Origin of the sequence: Mycolicibacterium helvum, from assembly GCF_010731895.1 — a bacterium.
Lineage (GTDB): Bacteria > Actinomycetota > Actinomycetes > Mycobacteriales > Mycobacteriaceae > Mycobacterium > Mycobacterium helvum.
In genome coordinates, this window is sequence record NZ_AP022596.1 from 75978 (window position 1) to 100037 (window position 24060).

Genomic DNA, 24060 nt, shown 5'->3' on the forward strand with positions numbered 1-24060 from the left:
AGGAGTGAGCCACTCATGTGGCGTCAACCCAGGGCCGTTTGGGCAGTCGCGTTCGCATCCGTCGTCGCCTTCATGGGCATCGGGCTCGTCGACCCGATCCTGAAACCCATCGCCGACAATCTCGACGCCACCCCGTCACAGGTGTCACTGCTGTTCACCAGCTACATGGCTGTCATGGGTGTGGCGATGCTGATCACCGGCGTGGTGTCCAGCCGCATCGGCCCGAAACGCACACTGCTGCTAGGCCTGGTGATCATCATCGCCGGCGCCGGACTGGCCGGGATGAGCGACACCGTGATGGGCATCGTCGGCTGGCGCGCACTGTGGGGCCTGGGTAATGCGCTGTTCATCGCGACCGCGCTGGCCACCATCGTCAACTCCGCGCGCGGCTCGGTGGCCCAAGCCATCATCCTCTACGAGGCGGCGCTGGGTCTGGGCATCGCGGTCGGCCCACTGGTCGGCGGTGTGCTGGGTTCGATCTCGTGGCGCGGACCGTTCTTCGGGGTGTCTGCACTGATGGCGGTCGCACTGGTGGTGACGACCCTGCTGCTACCCGAAACGCCGCGCCCGCAACGGGTGACGACATTGGCCGATCCGTTCCGAGCGCTGCGGCACCGTGGCCTGCTCGGCGTCGCAATCACCGCTCTGCTGTACAACTTTGGGTTCTTCACGCTGCTGGCGTTCACACCGTTCCCGCTCGACATGACCGCCCATGAGATCGGGCTGATCTTCTTCGGCTGGGGCCTGTGCCTGGCGTTCACCTCAGTGGTGGTCGCACCCAGGCTGCAGCACCGCTTCGGCACCGTGCGGGTGCTGGTGATCAATCTGCTGTGTTTCTCTGCGTTATTGGCGGTGATGGCGGTGGCCACCGACGACAAGGCCGTCCTGGCCGCATGTGTGGTGGTCGCCGGTCTGTTCATCGGTATCAACAACACGCTGATCACCGAGACCGTGATGAAGGCCGCGCCCGTCGAGCGCGGGGTGGCCTCGGCCGCGTACAGCTTCATGCGATTTGGCGGCGCTGCCGCCGCGCCGTGGCTGGCTGGGGTGCTGGGCGAACGGGTCAGCGTGCACCTGCCGTTCTGGGTGGGCGCGGGTGCAGTGCTGGCCGGCGCCGGCGTCCTTGCTCTGACGGCCCGGCATCTGGGCGCTCTTGACACTTCCGGTGGGCAGGAGCGAAGCGAATCGGGGATCACCGGGGAAGATGCGTTGGAGGAGATCACCGAGCAGGCCACTGCGGTGACCATCGGCAGCGACAGCTGAGCGGCGCGGGAAACCGCGGCCGGCGAGAACATTGTCGCCCAGTGCCGTGAACGCTCACATCCAGATGGTGGCCTTCGGCCCCTCCCTGGGCTGAGCGAGCGGATGGCCGGCGCCGAGCAGGTTGCCGGAGATCACACTGCAGAACCGGTACATCGCAATGTCGAAGATGCTGTTGCTCATCGGTGTCTCGATGAAGTGCCCGAGTCGTTCGGCGCCGATGAACACCACCATCAGTAGCAGTCCGATCACGACGCCGGCATAGGGGTGGGCGGACCCGTCCAACCGGCTGAAAGCCATCACCGCGAAGAACCAGGCCAGCGAGCGAATGAAGATCTCGTACTGCAGCGGGATCGGCTCGTTGCGGATGCGCTCCAGGCCGCTCTGCGCGCTCACCAGCGCGGTGTTGACGCTCATCAGCATGACGCGGGCCTGGTTGTCGATACTGCCCGCGGCCGACAGCGCCTGAATGTCGACGGCCTGGCGGGTCATCAGGTCGACGGCGGTGGCGTCGGCAGGATCCTCCGGCGTCAACTCGACGACCCCGGGAACCGGGGTGACGCCACGCAGCTCGGCGGCGAGCTGCCAGGAGTACCGGACCTGCCGCCGGCGCATCCGGTCCAGGATGGGGGTCATCTCGGGCGCACCGGAGTCCACCGAACACAGGGTGTTGTGGGTCGCGCGGGAGTTGATGATGATGTTGCCCCACAGCGTGCGGGCCTCCCACCATCGGTTGTAGGCGGTGGTGTTGCGAAAGCCGATGAACACCGAAGCGCCGATGCCCAGTACGGACAGCACGGCTGCGGCGTAGTCGATCTGGGTGGGATCGGGAATGGGGATCAGTGCGGCGGCCACCACAACGATCGCCAGCAGATCCCATCGCATCTGCTGGCATACCAGCCACGACACCTTGAGTGGGCCCAGCTTCCCGACGCTACGAATCACCGCGTCAGCGTATTACCTGGGCCGGCCCAGGTCGGGCAGATACGGCGGGCCCGCCACGATGAACGCATCTTCGCCGAGCACCCGACCGCAGCGCCGGCTCCGGCGTGCGGAGTGGCGTGTGGCCATTGAACGCCAGGCGGCCGGCTCACATTCATTGAGGTTGGCCTGCGTTTGCCACATCCGCGTTTACGGAAAGGGCCGCGGGGATACTTTCGGGGGATGACCACCACTGCGGAACACCTGCGAAACGCCCTCGACGGCCGCTGGCGCGACGTCAAGAACGAAGTGCGCGCCGAACTGGCCGCCGAGGTTTTCCGGCCGCACTACACCCCCAACACCGCCATCGCCCGCGCGAAAGTGGCCGAGCAGATGAAGATCATGGCCGCGGCCGGCGCCGCCGAGGACGGGTTCCGAAAAGAGCACGGCGGCAACGGCGATGTCGGCGCAGCGGTTGTCCGCATCGAGATGCTCGCAATGTCCGACCTGTCCCTGATGGTCAAGGCCGGGGTGCAGTGGGGGCTGTTCGGTGGCGCCATCGAGAACCTCGGCACCGAGCGCCACCACAAGGCCTACGTGCAGCGCATCATCGATCTGGACCTGTTGGGCTGTTTTGGGATGACCGAAACCGGACACGGCAGCGACGTGCAGTCGCTGGAGACGACCGCCACCTACGACCCGGCAACCGAAGAGTTCGTGATCAACTCCCCCACGCCGTCCTCACGCAAGGACTACATCGGCGGCGCGGCCGAAACCGCCCGGGTGTCAGCGGTTTTCGCTCAGCTGATCACCGGCGGCGAAACGCATGGCGTGCACTGTTTCGTGGTGCCGATCCGCGACGAGGACGGAAACGACCTGCCGGGCGTGACCACGTCGGACTGCCTCTACAAGGGCGGGCTGCCCGGCGTCGACAACGGCCGCATCATGTTCGACCACGTCCGCGTTCCGCGGGAGAACCTGCTGAACAAGTACGCCGATGTCGCCCCCGACGGCACGTACTCCTCGCCGATCGAGAACCCCAACCGACGCTTCTTCACCATGCTGGGGACCTTGATCCGCGGCCGGGTCACCGTCGGCGGCAGTGCGGCCGCCTCGGCTCGGGTGGCCCTGGACATCGCCGTGCGATATGCCCTGCAGCGCAAGCAGTTCAGCGCCCCGGGCGACGAGGACGAGGTGCTGATCATGGACTATCTGGCCCATCAGCGCCGCCTCTTCCCGCTCATCGCCCGCTCGTACGCGCTGCAGTTCGCCCAGAACGAGTTGGTGGCCAAGCTGCACGATGTACAGACCGCGGACAGCGCTGACGCCGAGGAGCAGCGCGAGCTGGAGTCCCGTGCCGCAGGCCTGAAGGCAGCCAACACCTGGCATGCCAGCGCCGCGATCCAGGAAGCCCGTGAAGCATGTGGCGGCGCAGGCTATCTCGCCGAGAACCGGCTGATCGCCCTGCGCGCCGACACCGACGTGTTCACCACCTTCGAGGGTGACAACCACGTACTGACCCAGCTGGTTGCCAAAGAACTGCTGACCGCCTACGCCGACGACATCAAGAGCATGAGCCCGGTGGAATGGGTGCGCTTCGCCGCTAACTTCGCCGGCGACCGGGTGCTGAAAAGGACTGCCGCCGAGACGATCATGCAGACCATCGTCGACTCGCGCCAGGACAACGAAGAGGAAGGCAGCCTGTTCAACCGCGGCACCCAGGTGAAGATGTTCGAGGACCGCGAGCAGTATCTGCTCTCGTCAGTAGCCCGACGGTTGCAGAGCAAGTCCAAGGAGATGTCGGCGTTCGATGCGTTCAACGCGGTGCAAGATCACGTGCTGCACACCGCCAAGGCGCACATCGACCGAATCGTGCTCGAGGCATTCGTCGCGGGTATCGATGCCTGCGAGGACGAGGAAGCCCGCACCATTCTCGGGTTGGTGTGCGACCTGTACGCGCTCTCGGTGATCGAAGACGACAAGGCCTGGTTCGTCGAACACCGCTTCCTGTCCACCGAGCGAGCCAAGGCCGTCACTCGCGGCATCAACGAACGCTGCCGGGCGCTGCGGCCGTATGCCGAACTGCTGGTCGACGGATTCGGGGTCCCCGAGCAGCTGCGCTACGCGGCGATGCTGCACCCCGAGCAGCTGGACTAGCAGGCCGGTTGTTTTGACAATTTTGACAAAACACCGGCGCTGACCCCGTAACGTCGCCGCCGTGGAATTGACGCTGCAACGCATCGGCGCGTGGTGCGGGACCATCATGATCGTGCTGTACGGGACGAGCCTTTCGGGGATAGCGCGGATGTTTCCGCCGCTGTCACCTGTCGCGTCTCCCGAGGAGATCGCCGACTTCTACATCGACCACAAGATCTGGATCCGCATCGGCGTCGCCGGGTGCCTGCTGACGTCGGTGATCGCGCTACCGTTCCTGGCCACCATCGTGCTGCGCATCCGCCGCATCGAAGGGCAGTGGGGCATGCTGTCGATCACGCAGCTGTTCGCCGCGACGATTTTCGTTCCCGCCCTGCTGTTTCCGTTCCTGATCATGGCGGCGGCTGCATTCCGTCCCGAATCCCGGCCACCGGATATCACCCAGGCACTCAACGACGTGTTCTGGCTGATGTTCATCGGCATCGTCGGGACGATCATCGTGCAAAACATCACCCTGGCGATCGCGTCCTTCATCGACAAGACCGAGCCGCAGACGTTCCCGCGCTGGTACGGCTACCTCAACCTGTGGGTGGCCCTGCTGTCGCTGCCGGGGTGCGTGGTCGTGGTGTTCAATGACGGCCCACTGGCCTGGCACGGGGTATTCGCGTTCTACATTCCGGGTGCGGCGCTGACGATATGGATGTTCTCGACAACCTACGTGCTGAACCGCGGCATCAAGGCCCAGCAGCTCGCCGAAGCACAATGACGGCGGTGGGACAACCACCAGCCAGCGCGCGACGCATTCCCGGCGAACAGGGCACGTGGGTATTCCTGTTCGGCGACATGCTGGTGTTCGCCGTGTTCTTCGCAACCTTCATGGTCGAAAGATCCAAGGCACCAGAAGTTTTCGACGTGGCGCGCAAGACTTTGCATGTCAACATCGGCCTGGTCAACACGCTGGTGCTGCTGACCAGCTCGCTGTTCGTGGTGGCCGCGATCGGCGCCATCCGCACCGGTGCGCGCTCGATTGCCGCCCGCGCGCTGCTGATCGCGATCGGCTGCGGTGTCGCGTTCGTGGCCCTGAAGGTGACCGAGTACGTCTTGCTGGGCACTGCCGGGCATGGGCCGGGCGCCAACCACTTCTACCTCTACTACTTCATCCTGACCGGGCTGCACCTGCTGCACGTCCTCATCGGGCTCCTGGTGCTGACGTTGATGTTCACCCAGACCCGGCGGACCGAACTCTCGGCCACCCGGCTTGCGGTGATCGAGGGCGGCGGCTGCTTCTGGCACCTGGTGGACCTGTTGTGGATCGTCTTGTTCCCACTCCTGTACCTGGTGAGCTGATGTTGCAGTACGTGCGTAACCGCGCCGGCGTGAGCTGGCTGATCCTGGTCGCCGCCACCCTCGCCTCGTTTGCACTGGGCGCCGACCACGGCACCGGGTCCCTGGTCGCGGTCGCCGTGTTGGCGATCGCGGCGATCAAGGTGCGGCTGGTGGGCCTGGACTTCATGGAATTGCGGCACGCCCCGATTCCGTTGCGGGTGGCGTTCGAGGTGTACTGGGTGACGCTATGGGCGCTGCTGTCCGGCCTTTATTTGTGGCTCTGACGCGATCGCCTTGGAAGGTCTTGCTCCCCCGCTTGGACTCGAACCAAGAACCGTCCGATTAACAGTCGGAAGCTCTGCCAATTGAGCTACAGGGGACTATCTTCTTCCCGCGCCAGCGCGCTTGCGCTGATGCGGACCGGAGAGTGACTCTAGCCTATCGGGCACCCTCGACGCCAAAACGGGTGGGCGGGCGCCAACCCGGTCGCGTCAGGCAGGATGGTGGGGCGGGGTTTCGATGGAGGGAGCGCAGTGATCCGGTTTCTAGCCGCACTTGGAGTGGGCTACGTGTTGGGCACCAAGGCCGGTCGTAAGCGCTACGAGCAGATCGTCGGCACCTATAAAGCGCTGACCGGTCATCCCGCCACCAAAACCGTCATCGACGCCGGGCGCCGCAAGATCGCCGACCGGGTGTCACCGGATCCGGATCCGAAGATGGTCACACTGACCGAAATCGACGCCAACACCACCGTGGTGGAACCACAGCGGTCGGAGAACTAGGCACAACGAGATCGACCCTAGGGTCGTCAGTAGAAGAGAATCACAGCCCTCGTGTCGGTCTCGACGACCGACCGACGATTAGCCCAGCGGAATGCTGATGGTCTGACCCGGCAGCAGCGGGCCAGTGCTGACACCGATACCGCCGCCACCGTAACCCGGGCCGCCCGCGTCCGGGCCCCAGACGCCGAGCTGCGGGGTGCCCACGCTGACGTTGTTGTTCGAGTAGCTCAGGCACTGCCCGTCGCCGCGGGAACCGAACCACGCCAAGCAGGTGCCGCCGGGGTTCGCCGACGCGGTCGGGGCGGTCAGTGCAGCCACAGCCGGGACCGCAGCCGCAGCCACGGCGAGCGCGCCAACAACGGCGATACGCCGAGCACGAGTATTCGCGGTAGTCATATCTGACCTTTCGCTCCAGACAGGCAGTCCGTTAACCATAGCCTGCTGACTCTTCTCACGCAGTCAGGTCGTCGCCGCTCGCTTGTTCCAGCAGGCTGCGCCGATACGCCTCCAGCGCCACCAGATCGCCGAACAAGGCGTGATATTCGTCTCCCTGTTCCACCGGCGACATCCGCTGCAGCTTGGACTTGACCTCGGCGACTTGGCGGCCCACCCAGACCTCCTGCAGCCGGGCCAGCACACTGCCGATGTAGCGGGGCAGTTTCTCCTCGTCCTCGACCCGGATCGTCTCCACCCCGAGCTCCATGATCAGGCCTTCTGTCGCAGCGGCGCCGCTCTGTTCGCGCACCGTATCGATCCACTGACCGCCGGTCATGCCCGACGACGTCCCACCGGCCACCTCGATCGCGGTGCGCACCGCGGCATAACCGGGATGGGTGAAGCTCTCCACGGTCAGCGAATCGAAGACCGGTCCCGCCAGCGCGGGATACTGCAGCGCGGCCTTGAGCGCTTCACGTTGCGGCCACAGCGTCGGATCGCGAGGGTCAGGACGGCGGGCCGCACCATCGGCAACCGGTTTGGGCCCCCCAGCGGCCGCGCGCCGGTTGTCGCCTCGGGCCCCAGGCTTGTGGCCGGCCTCCTCACGGACCCGTGCGATCACCTGGGCGACATCCTCCCAGCCGACCCAGCCGGCGAGCTGGCGGGCGTACTCGTCGCGCAACGTCGGGTCCTTGATCTGGGCGACCATCGGCACGCACCGACGTAACGCCGCCACCCGGCCCTCAGCCATGTCAAGGTCGTGCTCGGCCAGCGCGGTGCGGATGGCGAACTCGAACAGCGGCGTGCGCCGGGCCACCAGATCGCGCAGCGCCGTGTCGCCCTGCGCCAGCCGCAGATCGCACGGGTCCATGCCGTCGGCCGCGACGGCCACGAAACTCTGGCCCGCCAGGTTCTGTTCACCCGCGAACGCCTTCAGGGCGGCCGCGCGGCCGGCTGCGTCTCCGTCGAACACGTAGATCAGTTCGCCGCGAAAGAACTTGTCATCCATCATCAGTCGTCGCAGCATCGACAGGTGTTCGTCGCCGAACGCCGTGCCGCAGGAGGCGACCGCGGTGGTCACCCCGGCCAGGTGCATGGCCATCACATCGGTGTAGCCCTCGACGACGACGGCTTGATGGCCCTTGGCGATGTCCCGTTTGGCCAAGTCGATGCCGAACAAGACGTTGGACTTCTTGTACAGCACGGTTTCTGGGGTATTGACGTACTTGGCTTCCATCTGGTCATCGTCGAAGATCCGGCGCGCGCCGAAGCCGACGACCTCGCCGCTGGCGCTGCGAATCGGCCACAGCAGCCTGCGGTGGAAGCGGTCCATCGGACCGCGCCTGCCCTCCCGGGACAACCCGGCGGCTTCGAGTTCCTTGAACTCGAAGCCTTTTCGGATCAGATGCTTGGTCAGCGAATCCCAGCCCGACGGCGCGAATCCGCAGCCGAACTGCCGCGCCGCGGCGGCGTCGAAGTTGCGCTCGGTGAGGTAATTCCTGGCCGGCGCGGCTTCCTCGGATTCCAGTGCGGCAGCATAAAACTCCTGCGCGGCGGCGTTCGCGGCGGTCAGCCGGCTGCGGCTGCCGCGGTCGCGCTGCACGCTCGTGCCGCCGCCGCTGTAGGTCACGGTGTAGCCGATGCGGTCGGCCAGCATCTCCACGGCTTCGACGAAGCTGACGTGTTCGATCTTCAGGATGAAGGCGTAGACGTCACCGCCCTCCCCACAGCCGAAGCAGTGGAAGTGGCCGTGGTTGGGGCGCACATGGAACGACGGCGATTTCTCGTCGTGGAACGGGCACAAACCCTTCATCGAATCGGCACCGGCGCGGCGCAACTGGACGTAGTCGCCGACGACGTCTTCGATGCGGACTTGTTCGCGGATGGCGGCGATATCGCGTTCGGAGATGCGGCCCTTTCGGTCCCCGCTCCCGCTTACCGCTGTCACCATCGGCACAGTCTAGAGCTCGATGCGCTCCAGCCGGCCTTCGGTGAAGGACGCGATCTGATCGACAACAACGCGCATCCGGGCGGCGTCGTCGGCAGCGCCGTTGAATTCGGGCGCGAACACCGGATCCAGCGTCGCTGGCGCGCCGTCGAGCAACCAATGCGCCACCTGGTGAATGCGCTCCCGCTGCCGTGCCTGCAGTTCGAGGTGCCGTGGGTCGGACATGATGAATTGCAGAGCCAGCGTCTTGAGCAGCGCGACCTCGGCCCGGACCGTCGCCGGCACCTGCAGATCAGCCTGATAACGCACCAGCGGCTGCGGCCCGGCCTGGTCGTGGGTGAGCCGCACCGCCGCCGAGGCGAACCGGCCCACCAGTTCACTGGTCAGCCGCTTGAGTGCGACCGACGCCGCGAGGGTCCCGTCGTACTTGCCGATGCCGGCCACCACCGGCAGCTGGGACAGCCGGCGCGCCGCGGCCTCCAGATCGTCGGCGCTCACACCGCTGGACTCCCCCAGCCGGCCCAACGCCGCCGCGGCGTCGTCGTCGGCCAGCACCCGCAGGTCGATCCGGCCCGACACCACACCGTCCTCGACGTCGTGCACCGAGTAGGCGACATCGTCGGCCCAGTCCATCACCTGGGACTCCAGACAGGGCCGCTGCGACTGTGCGCTTGTCCGCACCCAGTCGGCGAGCGCCCGGTCGTCTTGGTAGAAACCGAACTTGCGTCCGCGCTCACCACGGAACCACGGGTATTTCGTGACCGCGTCCAACGCCGCGCGGGTCAGGTTCAGTCCGACGCTACGACCCTGCCCATCAAGCACTTTGGGCTCGATGCGGGTCAGGATCCGGAAGTTCTGGGCGTTGCCTTCGAATCCGCCGCAGGCGGCCGCGAACTCGTCGAGGGCGCGTTCGCCGTTGTGGCCGTACGGCGGGTGACCGATGTCGTGGGCCAGTCCGGCCATGTCCACCAGGTCGGGATCACAGCCCAGCGGCACCGCCATGCCTCGCCCGATCTGAGCGACCTCCAGCGAGTGGGTCAGCCGGGTGCGGGGGTTCTCACTCTCCCGGGGTCCGACCACCTGGGTCTTGTCGGCCAGCCGGCGAAACGCAGCGCAATGCAGCACGCGCGCGCGGTCGCGGGCGAAATCGGTGCGGTGCTCGGTCGACGTACCGGGCAGCCCGGCAGTCTTCGGGGGTTCATCCACCACCCGCTCACGGTCGGCCTCGTCGTACTGGCCATGCTCATTCGTCCTCACCGAGGCATAGTCTGCCAGCCCAGCCCTACTACATTTGACGCTCATGCGCCTCACTCGTGTGCTCAGCCTGCTTGCGGCCATCCTGACCGCTGCCACCTTGGTCGCGCCCGCCGCGGTGGCCGACCCGCCATTCCGGCTGCCGAACTACGTCACCGACGATCTCGGCATCCTGACCCACAATCAGCTCACCGAAGTGCAGCAGGCGGTCGACGCGCTGTATCGCGACCGGCACATTCGTCTCTGGGTGGTCTACGTCCGCTCCTTTTCGCCTCAGACCAGCATGGGCTGGACTCAGGCGACCCGACAGGCCAGTGATCTCGGCGATTTCGACGCAATTCTGGCAGTGGCAGTCCTAGACCGCTCGTATTACTTCCAGGTGCCATCCGACGCGGTCGGTGGCGCTGCGGCGGAAGTCGATGCACTGCGCCGCGACAAGATCGAGCCCGCGCTGCACAACGACCACTGGGCGGATGCTGCGATTGCTGCGGCTGATGGGCTGACCACTGTCGGCACCGGCAGTTCCAACAGATCCTGGTTGAAGCCGCTACTGATTGTTCTGGCGGTCATTGTGCTGGCGATCTCAGCGCTGCTGTTGTGGAGCTACCGGCGCTCACGCAAGCGGCACGAAGCCCAGCTAGCGGCCGCCAAGCGAGTGGACCCGACCAACGCCAAGGCGCTGGCCGCGGTCCCCCTCGACGTGCTTGACGAACTGTCCCGATCGATCGTCGTCGATGTCGACAACGCGGTGCGTACCAGCACCAACGAATTGGCATTGGCTGCCGAGGAATTCAACCACCAACAGACAGATCGGTTCAAAAGGGCCGTCGAGAACGCGAAGTCCACACTGCAACAGGCGTTCAATGTGCGCCTCGTACTCGACGACGAATATTTCGAAACGCCGGAAGATCGCCGTAATCTGCTCACCCGGGTCGTGGTCGCGGCCGCGCGAGCCAACCGCGAACTGGACGCCCAGACGAAGTCGTTCCACGAACTCCGGGATCTAGTCATCAATGCCCCCGACCGGCTCGACAGTCTGACCCAGAAGTTGGTGGACATCAGCGCCCGCATTGACCCCGCTAAGGCAAAGCTGACCCAGCTGCATGGTGAATTCGCCGAGACCGCGCTCGTGTCGGTGGCCCGCAACGCCGACGCCGCCAAGGAGCGGCTGGACTTCGCCGACCACTCGATCAGCCGCGCCCGCGAGTTGGTGGCCAGACCGGCAACCGGTGGGCAGAGTGAACTGGTCGACTGTGTGCGCGCCGCGGAAGCCGCTCTGCAGCAAGCCGGTTCGATACTCGATGCGGTGGACAGTGCGGCAAGCGACATCCGGCGCGCGGTGGCCACCCTGCCGGCCGCCATCGACGACACGCAGCAGGGCATCAACGAGGCCGTGGCCCAGCTAACCCAGGGCGGACTGTCCAACGCCGAAGAGCTGACGAAGGGGCGCGATGCCGCAGTGGCAGCCGTTGCCGCCGCGCAGGCGAACGGGAGCGCCGATCCGCTGGGAGCATTCACCCAGTTGACCCAGGCCGACGCCGAGCTGGACCGGCTGCTGGCCGGCGTGACGCAGGAGCGCGCAACTGCCGAGCGGCTCAGCCGTTCGTTCGACAAGGCGCTGTTCACCGCGGAGTCGCGGGTGCGCTCGGTGACCGACTACATCGATACCCGCCGCGGGAGCGTCGGTCCCGAGGCCCGGACTCGACTCAGCGAGGCAGCACGCCAACTGGAGGCTGCACAGGCAAAGCAGAAGACAAACATCACCGAGGCCATTGCGCACGCCAACGGTGCGTCGAGGCTGGCCGCTCAGGCCCAGCAGTTAGCCAACGACGACGTCGAGTGGACCCAGCAGAGATATATGAATAACAACGCCGGACAGAGAGATCCGGTCGAGACGGCCGCGATGGTCGGCGGAATCATCCTCCGCGCCCTTGCGAACGGGGCTTCAAGCCCCAGATACCGCAGTGGCGGCGGATCGACCTCGAGCAGTGGCGGCGGATCGACCTCGAGCAGTGGCGGCGGTGGATGGACGTCGAGCACCTACGGCGGATCATCGGGATCCTCCGGGGGCGGGATGCTCGGCGGCGGCGGCCGCTTCTAGCCCTTGAGCCGGGTGGCCAGGTAGTCGACGACCGAATCGATGCCGATGCGTTCCTGCGTCATCTCGTCGCGCTCACGCACGGTGACCGCGTGGTCGTCGAGAGTGTCGAAATCGACTGTCACACAATAGGGCGTGCCGATCTCGTCCTGGCGGCGATAGCGTCGGCCGATCGCACCGGCGTCGTCGAACTCGATGTTCCAGTACTTACGCAGTTCCGCGGCCAGGTCCTTGGCCTTCGGGCTGAGGTCGGCGTGCCGGGACAACGGCAGCACCGCGGCCTTGACCGGCGCCAGCCGCGGGTCCAGCCGCAGCACCGTACGCTTATCCACCCCGCCCTTGGCGTTGGGCGCCTCATCCTCGGCGTAGGCGTCGACAAGGAACGCCATGAACGAACGGGTAAGTCCCGCTGCGGGTTCGATGACGTAGGGGATGTAGCGGGTGTCGGCAGCCTGGTCGTAGAACGACAGGTCGGTCCCCGAATGCTCCGAGTGCGTCTTGAGGTCGAAGTCAGTGCGGTTGGCGATACCTTCGAGCTCGCCCCACGGGTTGCCCTGAAAGCCGAACTTGTACTCGATATCGGTGGTGCCGGCCGAGTAGTGCGACAGTTTCTCCTTGGGATGCTCGAAGAGCCTCAGGTTGTCGCGATTGATGCCAAGGTCGATGTACCACCGCAGCCGAGTGTCGATCCAGTACTTGTGCCATTCCGGCGCGGTGTCGGGTTCGACGAAGAACTCCATCTCCATCTGTTCGAACTCGCGGGTGCGGAAGATGAAGTTGCCCGGGGTGATCTCGTTGCGGAAGCTCTTGCCGATCTGGCCGATGCCGAACGGCGGCTTCTTGCGCGAGGTCGTCACCACATTGGCGAAGTTCACGAAGATGCCCTGCGCGGTCTCCGGGCGCAAGTAGTGCAGGCCTTCCTCGGATTCGATCGGCCCGAGGTAGGTCTTGAGCATCATGTTGAATTCGCGAGGCTCGGTCCACTGACCCTTGGTGCCGCAGTCCGGGCAGACGATGTCGGCCATCGGGACCGATTCGGGGTCCGCGAGTCCCTTCTTCTCGGCGTAGGCCTCTTGCAGGTGATCCTGGCGATGACGCTTGTGGCAGTTCAGGCACTCGATGAGCGGATCGTTGAACACCTCGACGTGACCGGAGGCAACCCACACCTCGCGCGGCAGGATGATCGAGCTGTCCAGGCCGACGACGTCGTCGCGGCCGGTCACCACCGAGCGCCACCACTGGCGCTTGATGTTCTCCTTGAGCTCGACGCCTAGCGGGCCGTAGTCCCATGCCGACTTGGTGCCGCCGTAAATCTCGCCGGCTGGGTAGACCAAACCACGACGCTTGGCCAGATTGACGACGGAATCGATGACGGACGCCACGGTGGGTGCCACTCCTATCTATTGACAGACGCATTCTGCGGACGTGCAACAGCCCATACAGCCTAACGACACGCCAAACCGACTTTTGACATGCGTCATCGTGCATGGAAAAGTGGCCGGTAGTGGAAATCGTTTCCAATAACGCGGAGGTGACGACATGACCACACCCACCCACGGGCGGGTCGACGAACTGTCATCGCCGCGCGCCGACATCCTGGAACATGCCGGCGAGCTTCTACGCGCACTGGCGGCACCGGTGCGCATCGCGATCGTGCTGCAGCTGCGGGAATCCCAGCGCTGTGTGCACGAGCTCGTCGACGCCCTCGACGTCCCGCAGCCGCTGGTCAGCCAGCACCTGCGGATCCTGAAGGCCGCGGGGGTGGTGGCCGGCGAACGCTCCGGGCGCGAGGTGATGTACCGGCTGGTGGACGATCACCTGGCCGAGATCGTCGTCGCCGCGATCAGCCATGCCAGCGAGGAGCGTCCGTGACCGGAGCCGATATTCGTCCCCGCGCCACCGCGACCGGGGTACGCGCCACCCGCCAGCGGGCGGCGATCATCGCGGTGCTCGACACCGTCGACGAATTCCGCTCGGCCCAGGAGTTGCACGACGAACTGCGCCGCCGCGGCGAGAACATCGGGCTCACCACGGTGTACCGGACGCTGCAGTCACTGTCGGCGGCCGATCTGGTGGACATGGTGCGCACCGACACCGGGGAGTCGATGTACCGGCGTTGCGAGGGTGCGGACCATCACCATCACCTGGTGTGCCGCAGCTGCGGCGCGACGGTGGAGGTCAGCGGGCGCGAGGTCGAGGCATGGGCCGCCGAAGTGGCGCAGCAGCACGGGTTTTCGGATGTGAGCCACACCATCGAGCTGTTCGGCACCTGCGGTCAGTGCCGGAGCTGAGCCGGCAAACCTCGCCACCTCGAGGCGACAACCGCGCACGGCCAGGGGCGCCATCGCGAGATTGAACTCACGCAGAGAGTCACTCGCACTTTCTCCGCGCAGTGTCAATCTCGCGGGGACGCGACGATTGCGCGGCGGGCATCGGCTCCGCCGGCGAGCACCATCAGCACCAGCGTCTGCAACGCCTTGTCAGCCAGCCCCTCGCCGGGAAAGTTGTAGCGCAGCATCACATCTCCGCGCTTGCCGGACTGTTCAACGAAGGTCACAGTACCCAGCATCGTCGACTGCGCAAGGGCGGCAACCCGTTTGCGCAGATCGGCGTTGACCGGCAGATCCCACGCCAAAACCTGCGTCACCGAGACCATCTCGATGTCGTCGGCGATCGTGACCGTCCGCAGCGAGGCGAACGTCCCCTCGTAGCGCACCGTCAGTGCACCGTCGGGTTCCACCTCGACGGGGACCACCGCGGTCAGCACCTCGGCCAGCCTGGCCCCTAGCTCCACGATCAGGCCCGGCCGAAGCGCCGGTTTCGCTCGGCGTACTCTTCGCACGCCGCCCACAGATCCCGCCGGTCGTAGTCGGGCCAGAGCTTGTCCTGGAACACATATTCGGCGTACGCGGCCTGCCACAGCATGAAGTTGCTCGAGCGCTGCTCCCCCGACGTCCGGATGAACAGGTCGACGTCAGGAATGTCGGGCCGGTGCATGTATTCCGAGAGCGTGGCCTCGTTCACCCGTTCCGGGTCGACTCGTCCAGCCACCGCGTCACGGGCGATATTCTTTGCCGCCTCCGCGATTTCGGCCCGCCCGCCGTAGTTGACGCAGTAGTTCACCGTGATGACGTCATTGCCCACCGTCATGTTCTCGGCGACGTCGAATTCCTTGATGACGCTGCGCCACATCCGCGCGCGCGAACCCACCCAGCGCATTCGCACACCCATGGCGTCGAGGTTCTCGCGCCGCCGGCGTACCACCTCGCGGTTGAAGCCCATCAGGAAGCGCACCTCCTCGGCACTGCGCCGCCAGTTCTCGGTGGAGAACGCATACACCGTCAGGTGTTGCACGCCGATCTCGATGGCTCCGCAGGTGATGTCGATCAGCACCGCCTCACCCATCTTGTGGCCTTCGGTGCGGCTCAGCCCGCGCTGGGTGGCCCAGCGTCCGTTGCCGTCCATCACGACGGCGACATGCTTGGGCATCTGGTCGGCGGGGATCGCCGGCGGCACGGCCTTGGACGTGTGCTGGGGCGGGCGGCGCGGCCCACCGCCGGGTGCCGGCGGCAGCTCAGGGAACACCACCGGCCATACCGAGGTGTCGGGGAATATCGGGTAGTCGTCGGGCGCCGGGGGGAGCTGCGGAAACTGGTCCTTCCGCTTGCGCTCAGCCCCCCGCCACGAGCTGGTTACCCGGTTCATCGCCATGGGCCTCATCCTGCCTGAACATCTCCTTGACGTGATCGGCGGGCTGCCGGTAGACACGCTCCACCAGCGGCAAAGTGCGCAACTGGCGTTCCAGGTGCCACTGCAGATGCGCGGCCACCAGGCCGCTGGCGTGGCTGCGGTGCGACGCCGACGACGCCTCGGCGGCCTCCCAGTCGCCGTCGTGCAGCGCCGACATCAGATCGAGTACCGCCTGCGGCGGGGTGGTCGAACCCGACGGCCGGCAATGCATACAGACGCTGCCACCAGCGGCGATGTGGAAAGCGCGGTGCGGGCCTGGCGCCGCACACCGAGCACACTCGATCAGCGAGGGCGCCCAGCCGGCGATGCCCATGGCCCGCAACAGGTAGGCATCCAAGACCAGCTCACGAGACCGTGCCCCGTCGGCTACCGCCCGCAGCGCACCGACCGTGAGCCGGTGCAGCGCCGGCGCCGGGGCGCGCTCCTCGCCGGCGAGCCGCTCAGCGGTTTCCAGGATCGCGCAGGCGCTGGTGTAGCGGCCGTAGTCGCTGACGATGTCGGTGGCGAAGGCGTCAATGGACACCACCTGGGTGACGATGTCCAGGTTGCGGCCGGGATGCAGCTGGACGTCGATATGCGCGAACGGTTCCAGCCGGGAACCGAATTTGCTGCGGGTACGGCGCACTCCCTTGGCGACCGCGCGGACCAGGCCGTGGTCACGAGTCAGCAGGGTGACGATGCGGTCTGCTTCACCGAGCTTGTGCTGGCGCAGCACAACAGCCCGATCCCGATACAACCGCATCGGAGAAGTTTCCCACCGCAATGCGACATAAGTGCGGACGCGCGCCGTTAGTCTCGACGTCGCCATGACAGCTCATGCGAGTTTGGGCAGGCCGCCGCGGTTTCCCACCATCGGCGAGCAGCTCTACCAGCTGGCCAGCGGGACGGTGACCTCCACCGAGCTGGTCCGCCGCTCGTTGCGCGCGATCGCGGCCAGCCAGTCCACCCTCAACGCCTTCCGGGTGGTGCTCACCGAATCGGCGCTGGCCGAAGCCGCCGACGCCGACCGGCGTCGTGCCGCGGGCGAGCAGGCACCGCTGCTGGGGATCCCGATCGCGGTCAAGGACGACGTCGACGTTGCCGGGGTGCCGACCTCTTTCGGTACCGCCGGACCTATCCGGCCGGCCACCGAGGACTCCGAGGTGGTGCGCCGGCTGCGGGAAGCCGGCGCGGTGATCGTCGGCAAGACGAACTGCTGCGAACTCGGCCAGTGGCCGTTCACCAGCGGGCCGGCCTTCGGCCATACGCGAAATCCCTGGTCGCGCAAGCACACTCCGGGTGGATCGTCGGGCGGCAGCGCGGCGGCGGTAGCCGCCGGCCTGGTGGCCGCGGCCATCGGATCCGATGGCGCGGGCAGTGTCCGGGTGCCCGCCGCCTGGACCCACCTGGTCGGCATCAAACCGCAACGGGGGCGCATCTCGACCTGGCCGATTCTCGATCCGTTCAACGGCATCACGGTCAACGGCGTGCTGGCCCGCACGGTCGCCGACGCCGCACTGGTCCTCGATGCGGCGTCGGGCAACGTCGAGGACGACCTGTACAAGCCGCCGCCGGTGCGGATGTTCGATTCTGTCGGCGCTGCGCCGGGGCCGTTGAAGATCGCGCTGTCGACGCGGTTTCCGTTCACGATCTTCCCCGCCAGGTTGCACCCCGAGATCCGGGCGGCGCTCACCGAGGTTGCCGAACAGCTTGGCATGCTGGGCCACACGGTGATGGAAGGCAACCCGAATTACGGGCTGCGGCTGCCGCTGTCGTTTCTGCCCCGTTCGACCGCCGGGCTGCTGGAGTGGGCCGAGCGCCTCGGCGACGACGTCACACTGGACCCCCGGACCGAGGCCAACATGCGGATGGGCCGGCTGCTGTCGGGTGCCCTATTGCGCTGGGCCAAGGCCACCGAGCCGCTCCTGCACCGCCGGGTCGGGGCGATCTTCCGTTCCGTCGACGTCGTGGTGGCTCCGACGACGGCGCAGCCACCACCGCCGGCCCGTAAGTTCGACGACCTCGGCGCAAGCGCCACTGACCGCGCAATGATCGCCGACTGCCCGGTCACCTTCCCGTGGAACGTACTGGGCTGGCCCTCGATCAACGTCCCGGCCGGCTTCACCTGTGATGGACTGCCCATCGGCGTGCAATTGATGGGCCCGGCCAACAGCGAGCCGCTGCTGATCTCGCTGGCAGCCGAGCTGGAGGCCATCAACGGCTGGGCCAACAAGCAGCCAGAGATCTGGTGGAACACTCCCCTGGCAACCGAGAGCTAAAACCCAAGCCGCCCAAGCTGTTTGGGATCGCGTTGCCAGTTCTTGGCGATCTTGACCCGCAGGTCGAGGTAAACCTTCGTGCCCAACAGCTTCTCGATCTGCGTACGAGCCGCCGTCCCAACCTCTTTGAGGCGGGCGCCGCCCTTGCCGATCACGATGCCCTTTTGGCTGTCCCGCTCCACGTAGAGCACGGCATGCACGTTGATCATGTCGTCGCGGTCGGGATGATCCTCGACCTCCTCGATCACCACGGCCAGCGAGTGCGGCAGCTCGTCGCGCACCCCTTCTAGTGCGGCCTCCCGGATCAGCTCGGCCATGAGCACCTCTTCGGGCTCGTCGGTGAGCTCCCCGTCGGGATAGAACGCCGGCCCGGGCGGCAGCTGACCGGCCAGCACATCGGTGAGGACATCGACCTGGTCGCCCCGGGTCGCCGAGACCGGCACGATCTCGGCGACAGTGTCGCCGACCAATTCCTGGACGGCCATCAACTGCCCTGCCACCCGGTCCTTGGTCACCTTGTCGATCTTGGTGACGATCACGACGAGTGTGGTCCTGGGGGCCACCTCGCGGATCTGCGCGTAGATCCACCGATCACCGGGCCCGATCGCCTCGTCGGCGGGAATGCACAGCCCGATCACGTCAACTTGCGAGTAGGTGTCGCGTACCAGGTCGTTGAGCCGCTTGCCCAGCAGGGTGCGCGGCCGGTGCAGGCCGGGGGTGTCGACGAGCACGATCTGGAAGTCGGGGCGGTGCACGATGCCGCGGATGGTGTGCCGAGTGGTCTGCGGCTGGTTGGCGGTGATCGCCACCTTGGCGCCGACCAGTGCGTTGGTCAGCGTCGACTTGCCGGTGTTGGGCCGGCCCACCAAACATACGAAGCCGGAACGGAACTCGCTCACTGCAGTGCCCCCGAGCGGTCGGTCACGACGATCGTCGCGGTCGGCGAGAGTTCCCGGACAGCGGCGACACCGTCGTCGTCAACCGAGCCGCCGACCAACACCGCGGCCTCCAAACCCGTTGCGCCACTGGACACTGCTGCAGCGACGGCCGCCTGCAGACCCGTCAGCCGCAGGGCCGACAGGGTGACCGGCGCACCGGCGTAGGTGCGCCCGTCGAGATCGCGGACCGCAGCCCCTTGGCCTGACTCAGCGCGCGCCATCGCGCCGCGCGCGAGCACGACCAGCTTCGCGTCTTCGGCCTCTAGCGCATCACTCATCTTCGTCTTCTTCCTCCAGGTCGGTCCGGCTGACCAACACGGTGCCAATGCGCAGCCGGCCGCGATGGTCGCGGCCGCCCTCGGCGCGCAGCCGCAGCCCATGGGACACCACCTCGGCGCCGGGCAGCGGAATTCGCCCGAGCTCGAGGGCCAGCAGCCCGCCCACGGTGTCGACGTCCAGGTCTTCTTCGAACTCGACGTCGTACAGTTCGCCGAGGTCTTCGATTGGCAGCCGAGCCGACACCCGGAACTTGTTGTCGCCGAGCTTCTCGACCGGCGCCACCTCGTCGTGGTCGTACTCGTCAGCGATCTCGCCGACGATCTCTTCCAGGACATCCTCGATGGTCACCAGACCGGCGATGGCACCGTATTCATCGACCAGCAGGGCCATGTGGTTGCGGTCGCGCTGCATCTCGCGCAGCAGTTCGTCGAGCGGTTTGGAGTCGGGAACGAAGACCGCCGGGCGCATGATCTCGGACACCTTGGCACCCTGGCCATTGTCGGACGAATAGTAGGTGCGCTGGACGAGGTCTTTGAGATAGACGACGCCGACCACGTCGTCGACGTTCTCCCCGATCACCGGGATGCGGGAATAGCCGCTGCGCACCGCCAGTGATGTCGCTTGGCTCGCCGTCTTGTCACTTTCGATCCACACCATCTCGGTGCGCGGGACCATCACCTCGCGCGCGGCGGTATCGCCGAGTTCGAACACGGACTGGATCATCCGGCGTTCGTCGTCGGCCACCACACCGCGCTGCTGCGCCAGGTCGACCACCTCACGCAGCTCGATCTCGGAGGCGAACGGCCCGTTGCGGAAACCGCGGCCCGGGGTGAGCGCATTACCGAGCACGATGAGCAGCCGACTGATCGGGGTCAACAGAATCGAGATCGCCTGCAGCGGAACCGCTGAGGTGAGCGCGATGGTGTAGGCGTTCTGGCGACCGATGGTGCGCGGCCCCACTCCCATGGCGACGAAGCTGGCGACTGTCATGATCGCGGCCGCCGCCACCAGGCCCCATGTCAGGCCGAGGTCGTCCCATAGGAAGGCGACCAGCAGTACCGTCGCCGCCGCCTCGCACGCAATACGCAGCAGCACAACAAGATTGATGTAGCGCGGCCGCTCAGCCATGATCCGGGCCAGCCGCAAGGCGCCGGGCCGCTCATCGCGCACCAGTTCCTCGACCCGCGCGATCGACACCGTACTGATGGCGGCGTCGATCGCGGCGAACAGACCACCCAGTGCTATCAGCGCGATCGCACCGAGAAGCGCACTGAAGCCCGTCACGGTTCGTCGAAGAACTGTGACTTATCGAGCAGTCGACGGTCCTTCTCGATTTGCCGATCCTGGTGGTAGGCCTGCACCTGCTCGCCGACCCACTCCTCGAGCAGCTTGCGCTGCAGGTCGAACATCTCTTTTTCCTCGTCAGGCTCGGCGTGGTCGTAGCCGAGCAGATGCAGCACACCGTGCACGGTCAGCAGGGCGAGTTCCTGGCCGAGGCTGTGTCCTGCCGCGGCGGCCTGGTCGGCGGCGAACTGCGGGCACAGCACGATATCGCCGAGCATCGACGGCCCCGGCTCGGGCGCATCGGGGCGGCCGCCGGGCTCGAGCTCGTCCATCGGGAAGCTCATCACGTCGGTGGGACCGGGCAGGTCCATCCAGCGCATGTGCAGATCGGCCATCGCACTGGTGTCCAGCAGCACCATCGACAATTCGGCGGCCGGGTTGACATCCATTCGGCGGATCACGAAGCGGGCGACACTGATCAGTTCCTCTTCGGACACGTCAAGGCCGGATTCGTTGGAAACCTCGATAGTCATGTTCGCACTCGCCCCTAACGCCGTGTCGAGCGACGTTGGGAGCGGTTCACCAGACCGGGCTGCTCAGCCTTGGCGTAGGCATCGACGATCTCCGAGACCAGCCGGTGGCGCACCACATCGGCGCTGGTGAGTTCGGAGAAGTGGATGTCGTCGATACCGTCGAGCACATCCATCGCCGCGCGCAGACCGGATTTGGCGCCGCCGGGCAGATCGACCTGGGTGATGTCACCGGTAACCACGATCTTGGATCCGAAGCCCAGCCGAGTGAGGAACATCTTCATCTGCTCGGCGGTGGTGTTCTGGGCCTCGTCGAGGATGATGAAGGCGTCATTGAGCGAGCGGCCACGCATGAATGCCAGCGGCGCAACCTCGATCACACCGGCACTCAACAGGTTCGGGATTGCGGTGGGATCCATCATGTCGTGCAGCGCGTCATACAGCGGCCGCAGGTAGGGGTCGATCTTCTCGGTCAGCGTGCCGGGCAGAAAGCCGAGGCGCTCACCGGCTTCCACCGCAGGGCGGGTCAGGATGATCCGGGTGACCTGTTTGGTCTGCAGCGCATTGACCGCCTTGGCCATGGCCAGATAGGTCTTGCCGGTACCTGCCGGGCCGATACCGAACACGATGGTGTGGGCGTCGATGGCATCGACATAGCGCTTCTGGTTCAGCGTCTTGGGCCGAATTGTCTTGCCACGCCGGGACAGAATGTCCAGGGTCAGCACCTCGGCCGGCGACTCGTTGTCGGCGCCGGTAACCATGGCGATGCTGTGTCGCACCGCATCCGGCGACAGCGTCTGGCCGCCGGCCACGATCGCGATAAGTTCGGAGATCACCCGCTCGGCCATCGCGACATCGGCCGCCTCACCGGACAGGGTGACGGTGTTTCCTCGGACGTGCAGGTCGGCTGACAGGCTGCGTTCGAGGGCGCGCAAGTTTTCGTCGGCGGAACCCAACAGGCCCATGACGAGGTCGGGCGGAACACTCATGCTGCTGCGCACTTGCGAGGCAGCGGTCGTCTCGCGGGGCGTCACGTGGTCTTCGATGCCTGCTTCCTGGGTTTCCGGTGAACGTTGCACCCAGTTTACCGCCAGGAAGGCACAGCTCTACCGGTTCATCCACGCGCTTCTACTCGCGGGTGAAAGCGTCGTGGGTCAGTGCGGAGTTCATGAAGTCGCGGAAGTGCAGCCACTTGCCGCCCCGCAGCGCAATGATGTGGGCGAACTCCGACTCCCAGGTGTGCCCGGTGGCTGTCCGAAGGAACGTCTGATGACCCCAAACCGCCAGGTTGTCACCGTCCTCGATGAACAGCCACGGTTCCATCGCCGTGATCTGGATGTGGCTGCCGACAATGGTGAAGAAGTCCACCGCCTCCTTGATCCCGCGGTAGTCACCGGCATACGGGATGGCGTCACTGCCGTAGTAGGTGATCCGGACCTCCGGATCCAGATGGCTCAGCGCGGTTTCCAGATCACCGGCGGGGACCGCGGCATAAATCGCCTTGGTGGCGGCGATGTTGCCGCTCTCGACCGTGGTCATCGGACCAGCTGCAGCGGCAGGCGGACGAAACCGTGGGTCAGCAGGCTGGCGGTCTGCCGCACGCCCGGTTCCTCGGAAAGGCCGATCGCCGAATAGCGGTCCAGCACCGCGTTGACGACCGCGAACACCTCCAGTCGAGCCAGCGGCGCGCCGAGGCAGAAGTGCAGGCCGTGGCCGAAGGCCAAATGCTGACGGATGTTGGGCCGATCCAGGTCCAGGCGTTCGGGATCTTCGAAGACCGCCGGGTCGTGGTTGGCCGCTCCGAAGAACAGCGCCACCCACTCCCCCTTCTTGATCTCGGCGCCGCCGATCTCGATATCGCGGGTCGCGATCCGGAACAACCGCTGCGGCCCGGTCAGCCGCGCGACCTCCTCGATGAAGGTGTTCACCAGCGAGCGGTCGGCCCGCAGCCGGGCGGTCACCGCAGGCTCACGCGCCATCGCATGCAGAACGCTGCCGATCAGATAGGTCGTCGTCTCGCTGCCGGCGACCACCAACGTCACGCAGAGCCGCACGATCTGCTCCGGGGTGAGCCGCTGCCCGTCGAGCTCAGCCCGCAACAGCGCCGAGATCAAATCCTCCGCCTCCTCGACATCCTGCGAATCATCAAGGCGGGCACTGTGTTCGATGACCCGTTCGGTGAACGCGGTCACCATGTCGGCATTGCTGGCCATCCGCTCCTCGGGTGTCATCGTCGACGACAACATGAAGGCGTTGGCCCAGTTCTTGAACCGGATATGGTCTCCGTCGGGCAACCCCAGCAGCCGCACCATCGCGCGGGTGGGCACTTCGTCGGCGAACTCCATGACGTCGGGATCACCGTCGCGGGTACGGGCGTCGAACTCGGCGAGCAGGACCGGTACCAGTTCGGCAAGCCAGTTCTCGAGCCGGCGGATGCGCCGCGGTGAGAAGGCCTGGCTGACCAGTTTGCGTTCGCCGGTGTGCGCGGGCGGGTCGGTGTTGACCAGCATCAGACTCGGGGCCGATGACGCCTCCTGGATGGGGTCGCGCGAGGAGAACGTCTCGCCATCACGGGCCGCCGCGAGGACCTGGTCGTAGCGGAACAACGCCCAGGCGGTCACCGGCTCGTCGGCGCCGGGCACGGTCCCCGGGGGCCAATCCTGGTAGCCCGCCACCGGCGAGGATTCCCGCAGTTGCTCGAAGAGCGGGTACGGGTTTGCGATCCCCTCGGGAGTGGTCAGCAGTTGGAGTGCAGAAGCGGTGGTCGAGGTCATGTGAACAGCTTCGATGCTCCTACGGGGCCGGTCGATCTCCCGATAGAGGTCAGTTGCGCCCCCGACCGG

Annotated in this window: 25 protein-coding genes and 1 tRNA gene; 10 read left to right on the forward strand and 16 right to left on the reverse strand. The window is 66.2% G+C overall.

Annotation, left to right across the window (positions count from 1 at the left end; all coding sequences use genetic code 11):
• Window positions 1–15 precede the first annotated feature (15 nt).
• Window positions 16–1263, forward strand: a complete 1248-nt coding sequence (locus G6N38_RS00365) for an MFS transporter (RefSeq protein ID WP_163745739.1) — start codon at window positions 16–18, stop codon at window positions 1261–1263.
• Between the two features lie 54 nt (window positions 1264–1317).
• Here G6N38_RS00365 and G6N38_RS00370 read toward each other — a convergent pair whose 3' ends face one another.
• Complete coding sequence (locus G6N38_RS00370) at window positions 1318–2205, reverse strand: bestrophin family protein (RefSeq protein ID WP_163745740.1); 888 nt, start codon at window positions 2203–2205, stop codon at window positions 1318–1320.
• A 219-nt stretch (window positions 2206–2424) separates the two neighbouring features.
• On the opposite strand from G6N38_RS00370, the gene G6N38_RS00375 reads away from it, so the two are divergent.
• The 4 genes from G6N38_RS00375 to G6N38_RS00390 all read left to right on the forward strand — a co-directional run bounded on the left by G6N38_RS00375 (window position 2425) and on the right by G6N38_RS00390 (window position 5945).
• Window positions 2425–4338, forward strand: a complete 1914-nt coding sequence (locus G6N38_RS00375; RefSeq protein WP_163745741.1) for an acyl-CoA dehydrogenase family protein — start codon at window positions 2425–2427, stop codon at window positions 4336–4338.
• A 106-nt stretch (window positions 4339–4444) separates the two neighbouring features.
• Complete coding sequence (locus G6N38_RS00380; protein ID WP_163751712.1) at window positions 4445–5101, forward strand: hypothetical protein; 657 nt, start codon at window positions 4445–4447, stop codon at window positions 5099–5101.
• The gene (locus G6N38_RS00385; protein ID WP_163745742.1) at window positions 5098–5682 is read left to right on the forward strand and encodes a cytochrome c oxidase subunit 3; all 585 of its coding nucleotides are present in this window, start codon (window positions 5098–5100) and stop codon (window positions 5680–5682) included. The genes G6N38_RS00380 and G6N38_RS00385 overlap by 4 nt, the downstream gene beginning before the upstream one ends.
• Window positions 5682–5945, forward strand: a complete 264-nt coding sequence (locus G6N38_RS00390) for a cytochrome C oxidase subunit IV family protein (RefSeq protein WP_163745743.1) — start codon at window positions 5682–5684, stop codon at window positions 5943–5945. Before G6N38_RS00385 ends, G6N38_RS00390 begins: the two co-directional genes overlap by 1 nt.
• Before the next feature lie 23 nt (window positions 5946–5968).
• Here the strand turns inward: G6N38_RS00390 and G6N38_RS00395 are convergent.
• A tRNA-Asn gene (locus G6N38_RS00395) sits at window positions 5969–6041 on the reverse strand.
• Between the two features lie 153 nt (window positions 6042–6194).
• On the opposite strand from G6N38_RS00395, the gene G6N38_RS00400 reads away from it, so the two are divergent.
• Window positions 6195–6443 (forward strand): hypothetical protein, encoded by a 249-nt coding sequence (locus G6N38_RS00400; protein ID WP_163745744.1) that lies wholly within the window; start codon window positions 6195–6197, stop codon window positions 6441–6443.
• A 78-nt stretch (window positions 6444–6521) separates the two neighbouring features.
• On the opposite strand, the gene G6N38_RS00405 is transcribed toward G6N38_RS00400, so the two are convergent.
• From G6N38_RS00405 to G6N38_RS00415, 3 genes are read right to left on the reverse strand one after another with little or no spacing between them, the layout of a single operon-like run.
• Window positions 6522–6839 carry a DUF7155 family protein gene (locus G6N38_RS00405; protein ID WP_163745745.1) on the reverse strand — a complete coding sequence of 106 codons (318 nt, stop codon included), beginning with the start codon at window positions 6837–6839 and terminating at the stop codon, window positions 6522–6524.
• Window positions 6840–6894: 55 nt separating this feature from the next.
• The gene (gene dnaG / locus G6N38_RS00410; RefSeq protein WP_163745746.1) at window positions 6895–8829 is read right to left on the reverse strand and encodes a DNA primase; all 1935 of its coding nucleotides are present in this window, start codon (window positions 8827–8829) and stop codon (window positions 6895–6897) included.
• 9 nt (window positions 8830–8838) lie between these two features.
• Complete coding sequence (locus G6N38_RS00415) at window positions 8839–10128, reverse strand: deoxyguanosinetriphosphate triphosphohydrolase (RefSeq protein WP_407662878.1); 1290 nt, start codon at window positions 10126–10128, stop codon at window positions 8839–8841.
• On the opposite strand from G6N38_RS00415, the gene G6N38_RS00420 reads away from it, so the two are divergent.
• A complete protein-coding gene (locus G6N38_RS00420) occupies window positions 10127–12181 on the forward strand; it encodes a TPM domain-containing protein (protein WP_163745748.1) in 2055 nt (684 codons plus the stop codon). The two genes, G6N38_RS00415 and G6N38_RS00420, sit on opposite strands and share 2 nt — an antisense overlap.
• Here G6N38_RS00420 and G6N38_RS00425 read toward each other — a convergent pair.
• Complete coding sequence (locus tag G6N38_RS00425; RefSeq protein ID WP_246227556.1) at window positions 12178–13560, reverse strand: glycine--tRNA ligase; 1383 nt, start codon at window positions 13558–13560, stop codon at window positions 12178–12180. The two genes, G6N38_RS00420 and G6N38_RS00425, sit on opposite strands and share 4 nt — an antisense overlap.
• Window positions 13561–13717: 157 nt before the next feature.
• Here G6N38_RS00425 and G6N38_RS00430 point away from each other — a divergent pair, with 157 nt between their 5' ends.
• Window positions 13718–14050, forward strand: a complete 333-nt coding sequence (locus G6N38_RS00430) for an ArsR/SmtB family transcription factor (RefSeq protein ID WP_163745750.1) — start codon at window positions 13718–13720, stop codon at window positions 14048–14050.
• An 11-nt stretch (window positions 14051–14061) separates the two neighbouring features.
• Window positions 14062–14469: a Fur family transcriptional regulator gene (locus G6N38_RS00435; RefSeq protein WP_163751713.1), complete on the forward strand. Its 408-nt coding sequence runs from the start codon at window positions 14062–14064 to the stop codon at window positions 14467–14469.
• A gap of 104 nt (window positions 14470–14573) precedes the next feature.
• Here G6N38_RS00435 and G6N38_RS00440 read toward each other — a convergent pair whose 3' ends face one another.
• From G6N38_RS00440 to recO, 3 genes are read right to left on the reverse strand one after another with little or no spacing between them, the layout of a single operon-like run.
• Window positions 14574–14972, reverse strand: coding sequence for a hypothetical protein (locus tag G6N38_RS00440; RefSeq protein WP_163745751.1), 399 nt, complete (start codon window positions 14970–14972; stop codon window positions 14574–14576).
• 2 nt (window positions 14973–14974) lie between these two features.
• Window positions 14975–15889: a decaprenyl diphosphate synthase gene (locus G6N38_RS00445; RefSeq protein WP_407662879.1), complete on the reverse strand. Its 915-nt coding sequence runs from the start codon at window positions 15887–15889 to the stop codon at window positions 14975–14977.
• A complete protein-coding gene (gene recO, locus G6N38_RS00450; protein WP_163745752.1) occupies window positions 15849–16670 on the reverse strand; it encodes a DNA repair protein RecO in 822 nt (273 codons plus the stop codon). The genes G6N38_RS00445 and recO overlap by 41 nt, the downstream gene beginning before the upstream one ends.
• A 64-nt stretch (window positions 16671–16734) precedes the next feature.
• Between recO and G6N38_RS00455 the strand changes: the two genes are divergently transcribed.
• Window positions 16735–18186, forward strand: coding sequence for an amidase (locus tag G6N38_RS00455; protein WP_163745753.1), 1452 nt, complete (start codon window positions 16735–16737; stop codon window positions 18184–18186).
• Here G6N38_RS00455 and era read toward each other — a convergent pair.
• From era to G6N38_RS00490, 7 genes are all read right to left on the reverse strand, one after another.
• The gene (gene era / locus G6N38_RS00460) at window positions 18183–19085 is read right to left on the reverse strand and encodes a GTPase Era (protein WP_163745754.1); all 903 of its coding nucleotides are present in this window, start codon (window positions 19083–19085) and stop codon (window positions 18183–18185) included. The two genes, G6N38_RS00455 and era, sit on opposite strands and share 4 nt — an antisense overlap.
• Entirely contained in the window at window positions 19082–19402 is a 321-nt protein-coding gene (locus G6N38_RS00465) for a cytidine deaminase-like protein (protein WP_163745755.1), read from the reverse strand. The genes era and G6N38_RS00465 overlap by 4 nt, the downstream gene beginning before the upstream one ends.
• Entirely contained in the window at window positions 19395–20687 is a 1293-nt protein-coding gene (locus tag G6N38_RS00470; RefSeq protein ID WP_163745756.1) for a hemolysin family protein, read from the reverse strand. Before G6N38_RS00470 ends, G6N38_RS00465 begins: the two co-directional genes overlap by 8 nt.
• Window positions 20684–21220 carry an rRNA maturation RNase YbeY gene (ybeY, locus tag G6N38_RS00475; protein ID WP_163745757.1) on the reverse strand — a complete coding sequence of 179 codons (537 nt, stop codon included), beginning with the start codon at window positions 21218–21220 and terminating at the stop codon, window positions 20684–20686. The genes G6N38_RS00470 and ybeY overlap by 4 nt, the downstream gene beginning before the upstream one ends.
• Window positions 21221–21234: 14 nt before the next feature.
• The gene (locus tag G6N38_RS00480; RefSeq protein ID WP_407663033.1) at window positions 21235–22251 is read right to left on the reverse strand and encodes a PhoH family protein; all 1017 of its coding nucleotides are present in this window, start codon (window positions 22249–22251) and stop codon (window positions 21235–21237) included.
• 94 nt (window positions 22252–22345) lie between these two features.
• Window positions 22346–22756 (reverse strand): nuclear transport factor 2 family protein, encoded by a 411-nt coding sequence (locus G6N38_RS00485; RefSeq protein WP_163745758.1) that lies wholly within the window; start codon window positions 22754–22756, stop codon window positions 22346–22348.
• Window positions 22753–23991: a cytochrome P450 gene (locus tag G6N38_RS00490; protein ID WP_163745759.1), complete on the reverse strand. Its 1239-nt coding sequence runs from the start codon at window positions 23989–23991 to the stop codon at window positions 22753–22755. Before G6N38_RS00490 ends, G6N38_RS00485 begins: the two co-directional genes overlap by 4 nt.
• Between the last annotated feature and the right edge of the window lie 69 nt (window positions 23992–24060).

Excerpts from the sequence above, each read along its gene's own strand:
- G6N38_RS00365 (WP_163745739.1), top strand. The coding sequence starts at position 16 with ATGTGGCGTCAACCCAGGGCCGTTTGGGCAGTCGCGTTCGCATCCGTC.
- G6N38_RS00375 (WP_163745741.1), top strand. The coding sequence starts at position 2,425 with ATGACCACCACTGCGGAACACCTGCGAAACGCCCTCGACGGCCGCTGG.
- G6N38_RS00380 (WP_163751712.1), top strand. The coding sequence starts at position 4,445 with ATGATCGTGCTGTACGGGACGAGCCTTTCGGGGATAGCGCGGATGTTT.
- G6N38_RS00385 (WP_163745742.1), top strand. The coding sequence starts at position 5,098 with ATGACGGCGGTGGGACAACCACCAGCCAGCGCGCGACGCATTCCCGGC.
- G6N38_RS00390 (WP_163745743.1), top strand. The coding sequence starts at position 5,682 with ATGTTGCAGTACGTGCGTAACCGCGCCGGCGTGAGCTGGCTGATCCTG.
- G6N38_RS00405 (WP_163745745.1), bottom strand. The coding sequence starts at position 6,839 with ATGACTACCGCGAATACTCGTGCTCGGCGTATCGCCGTTGTTGGCGCG.
- dnaG (WP_163745746.1), bottom strand. The coding sequence starts at position 8,829 with ATGGTGACAGCGGTAAGCGGGAGCGGGGACCGAAAGGGCCGCATCTCC.
- G6N38_RS00420 (WP_163745748.1), top strand. The coding sequence starts at position 10,127 with ATGCGCCTCACTCGTGTGCTCAGCCTGCTTGCGGCCATCCTGACCGCT.
- G6N38_RS00415 (WP_407662878.1), bottom strand. The coding sequence starts at position 10,128 with ATGAGCGTCAAATGTAGTAGGGCTGGGCTGGCAGACTATGCCTCGGTG.
- G6N38_RS00430 (WP_163745750.1), top strand. The coding sequence starts at position 13,718 with ATGACCACACCCACCCACGGGCGGGTCGACGAACTGTCATCGCCGCGC.
- G6N38_RS00445 (WP_407662879.1), bottom strand. The coding sequence starts at position 15,889 with ATGGCGATGAACCGGGTAACCAGCTCGTGGCGGGGGGCTGAGCGCAAG.
- recO (WP_163745752.1), bottom strand. The coding sequence starts at position 16,670 with ATGCGGTTGTATCGGGATCGGGCTGTTGTGCTGCGCCAGCACAAGCTC.
- G6N38_RS00455 (WP_163745753.1), top strand. The coding sequence starts at position 16,735 with ATGACAGCTCATGCGAGTTTGGGCAGGCCGCCGCGGTTTCCCACCATC.
- G6N38_RS00465 (WP_163745755.1), bottom strand. The coding sequence starts at position 19,402 with ATGAGTGATGCGCTAGAGGCCGAAGACGCGAAGCTGGTCGTGCTCGCG.
- ybeY (WP_163745757.1), bottom strand. The coding sequence starts at position 21,220 with ATGACTATCGAGGTTTCCAACGAATCCGGCCTTGACGTGTCCGAAGAG.
- G6N38_RS00485 (WP_163745758.1), bottom strand. The coding sequence starts at position 22,756 with ATGACCACGGTCGAGAGCGGCAACATCGCCGCCACCAAGGCGATTTAT.
- G6N38_RS00490 (WP_163745759.1), bottom strand. The coding sequence starts at position 23,991 with ATGACCTCGACCACCGCTTCTGCACTCCAACTGCTGACCACTCCCGAG.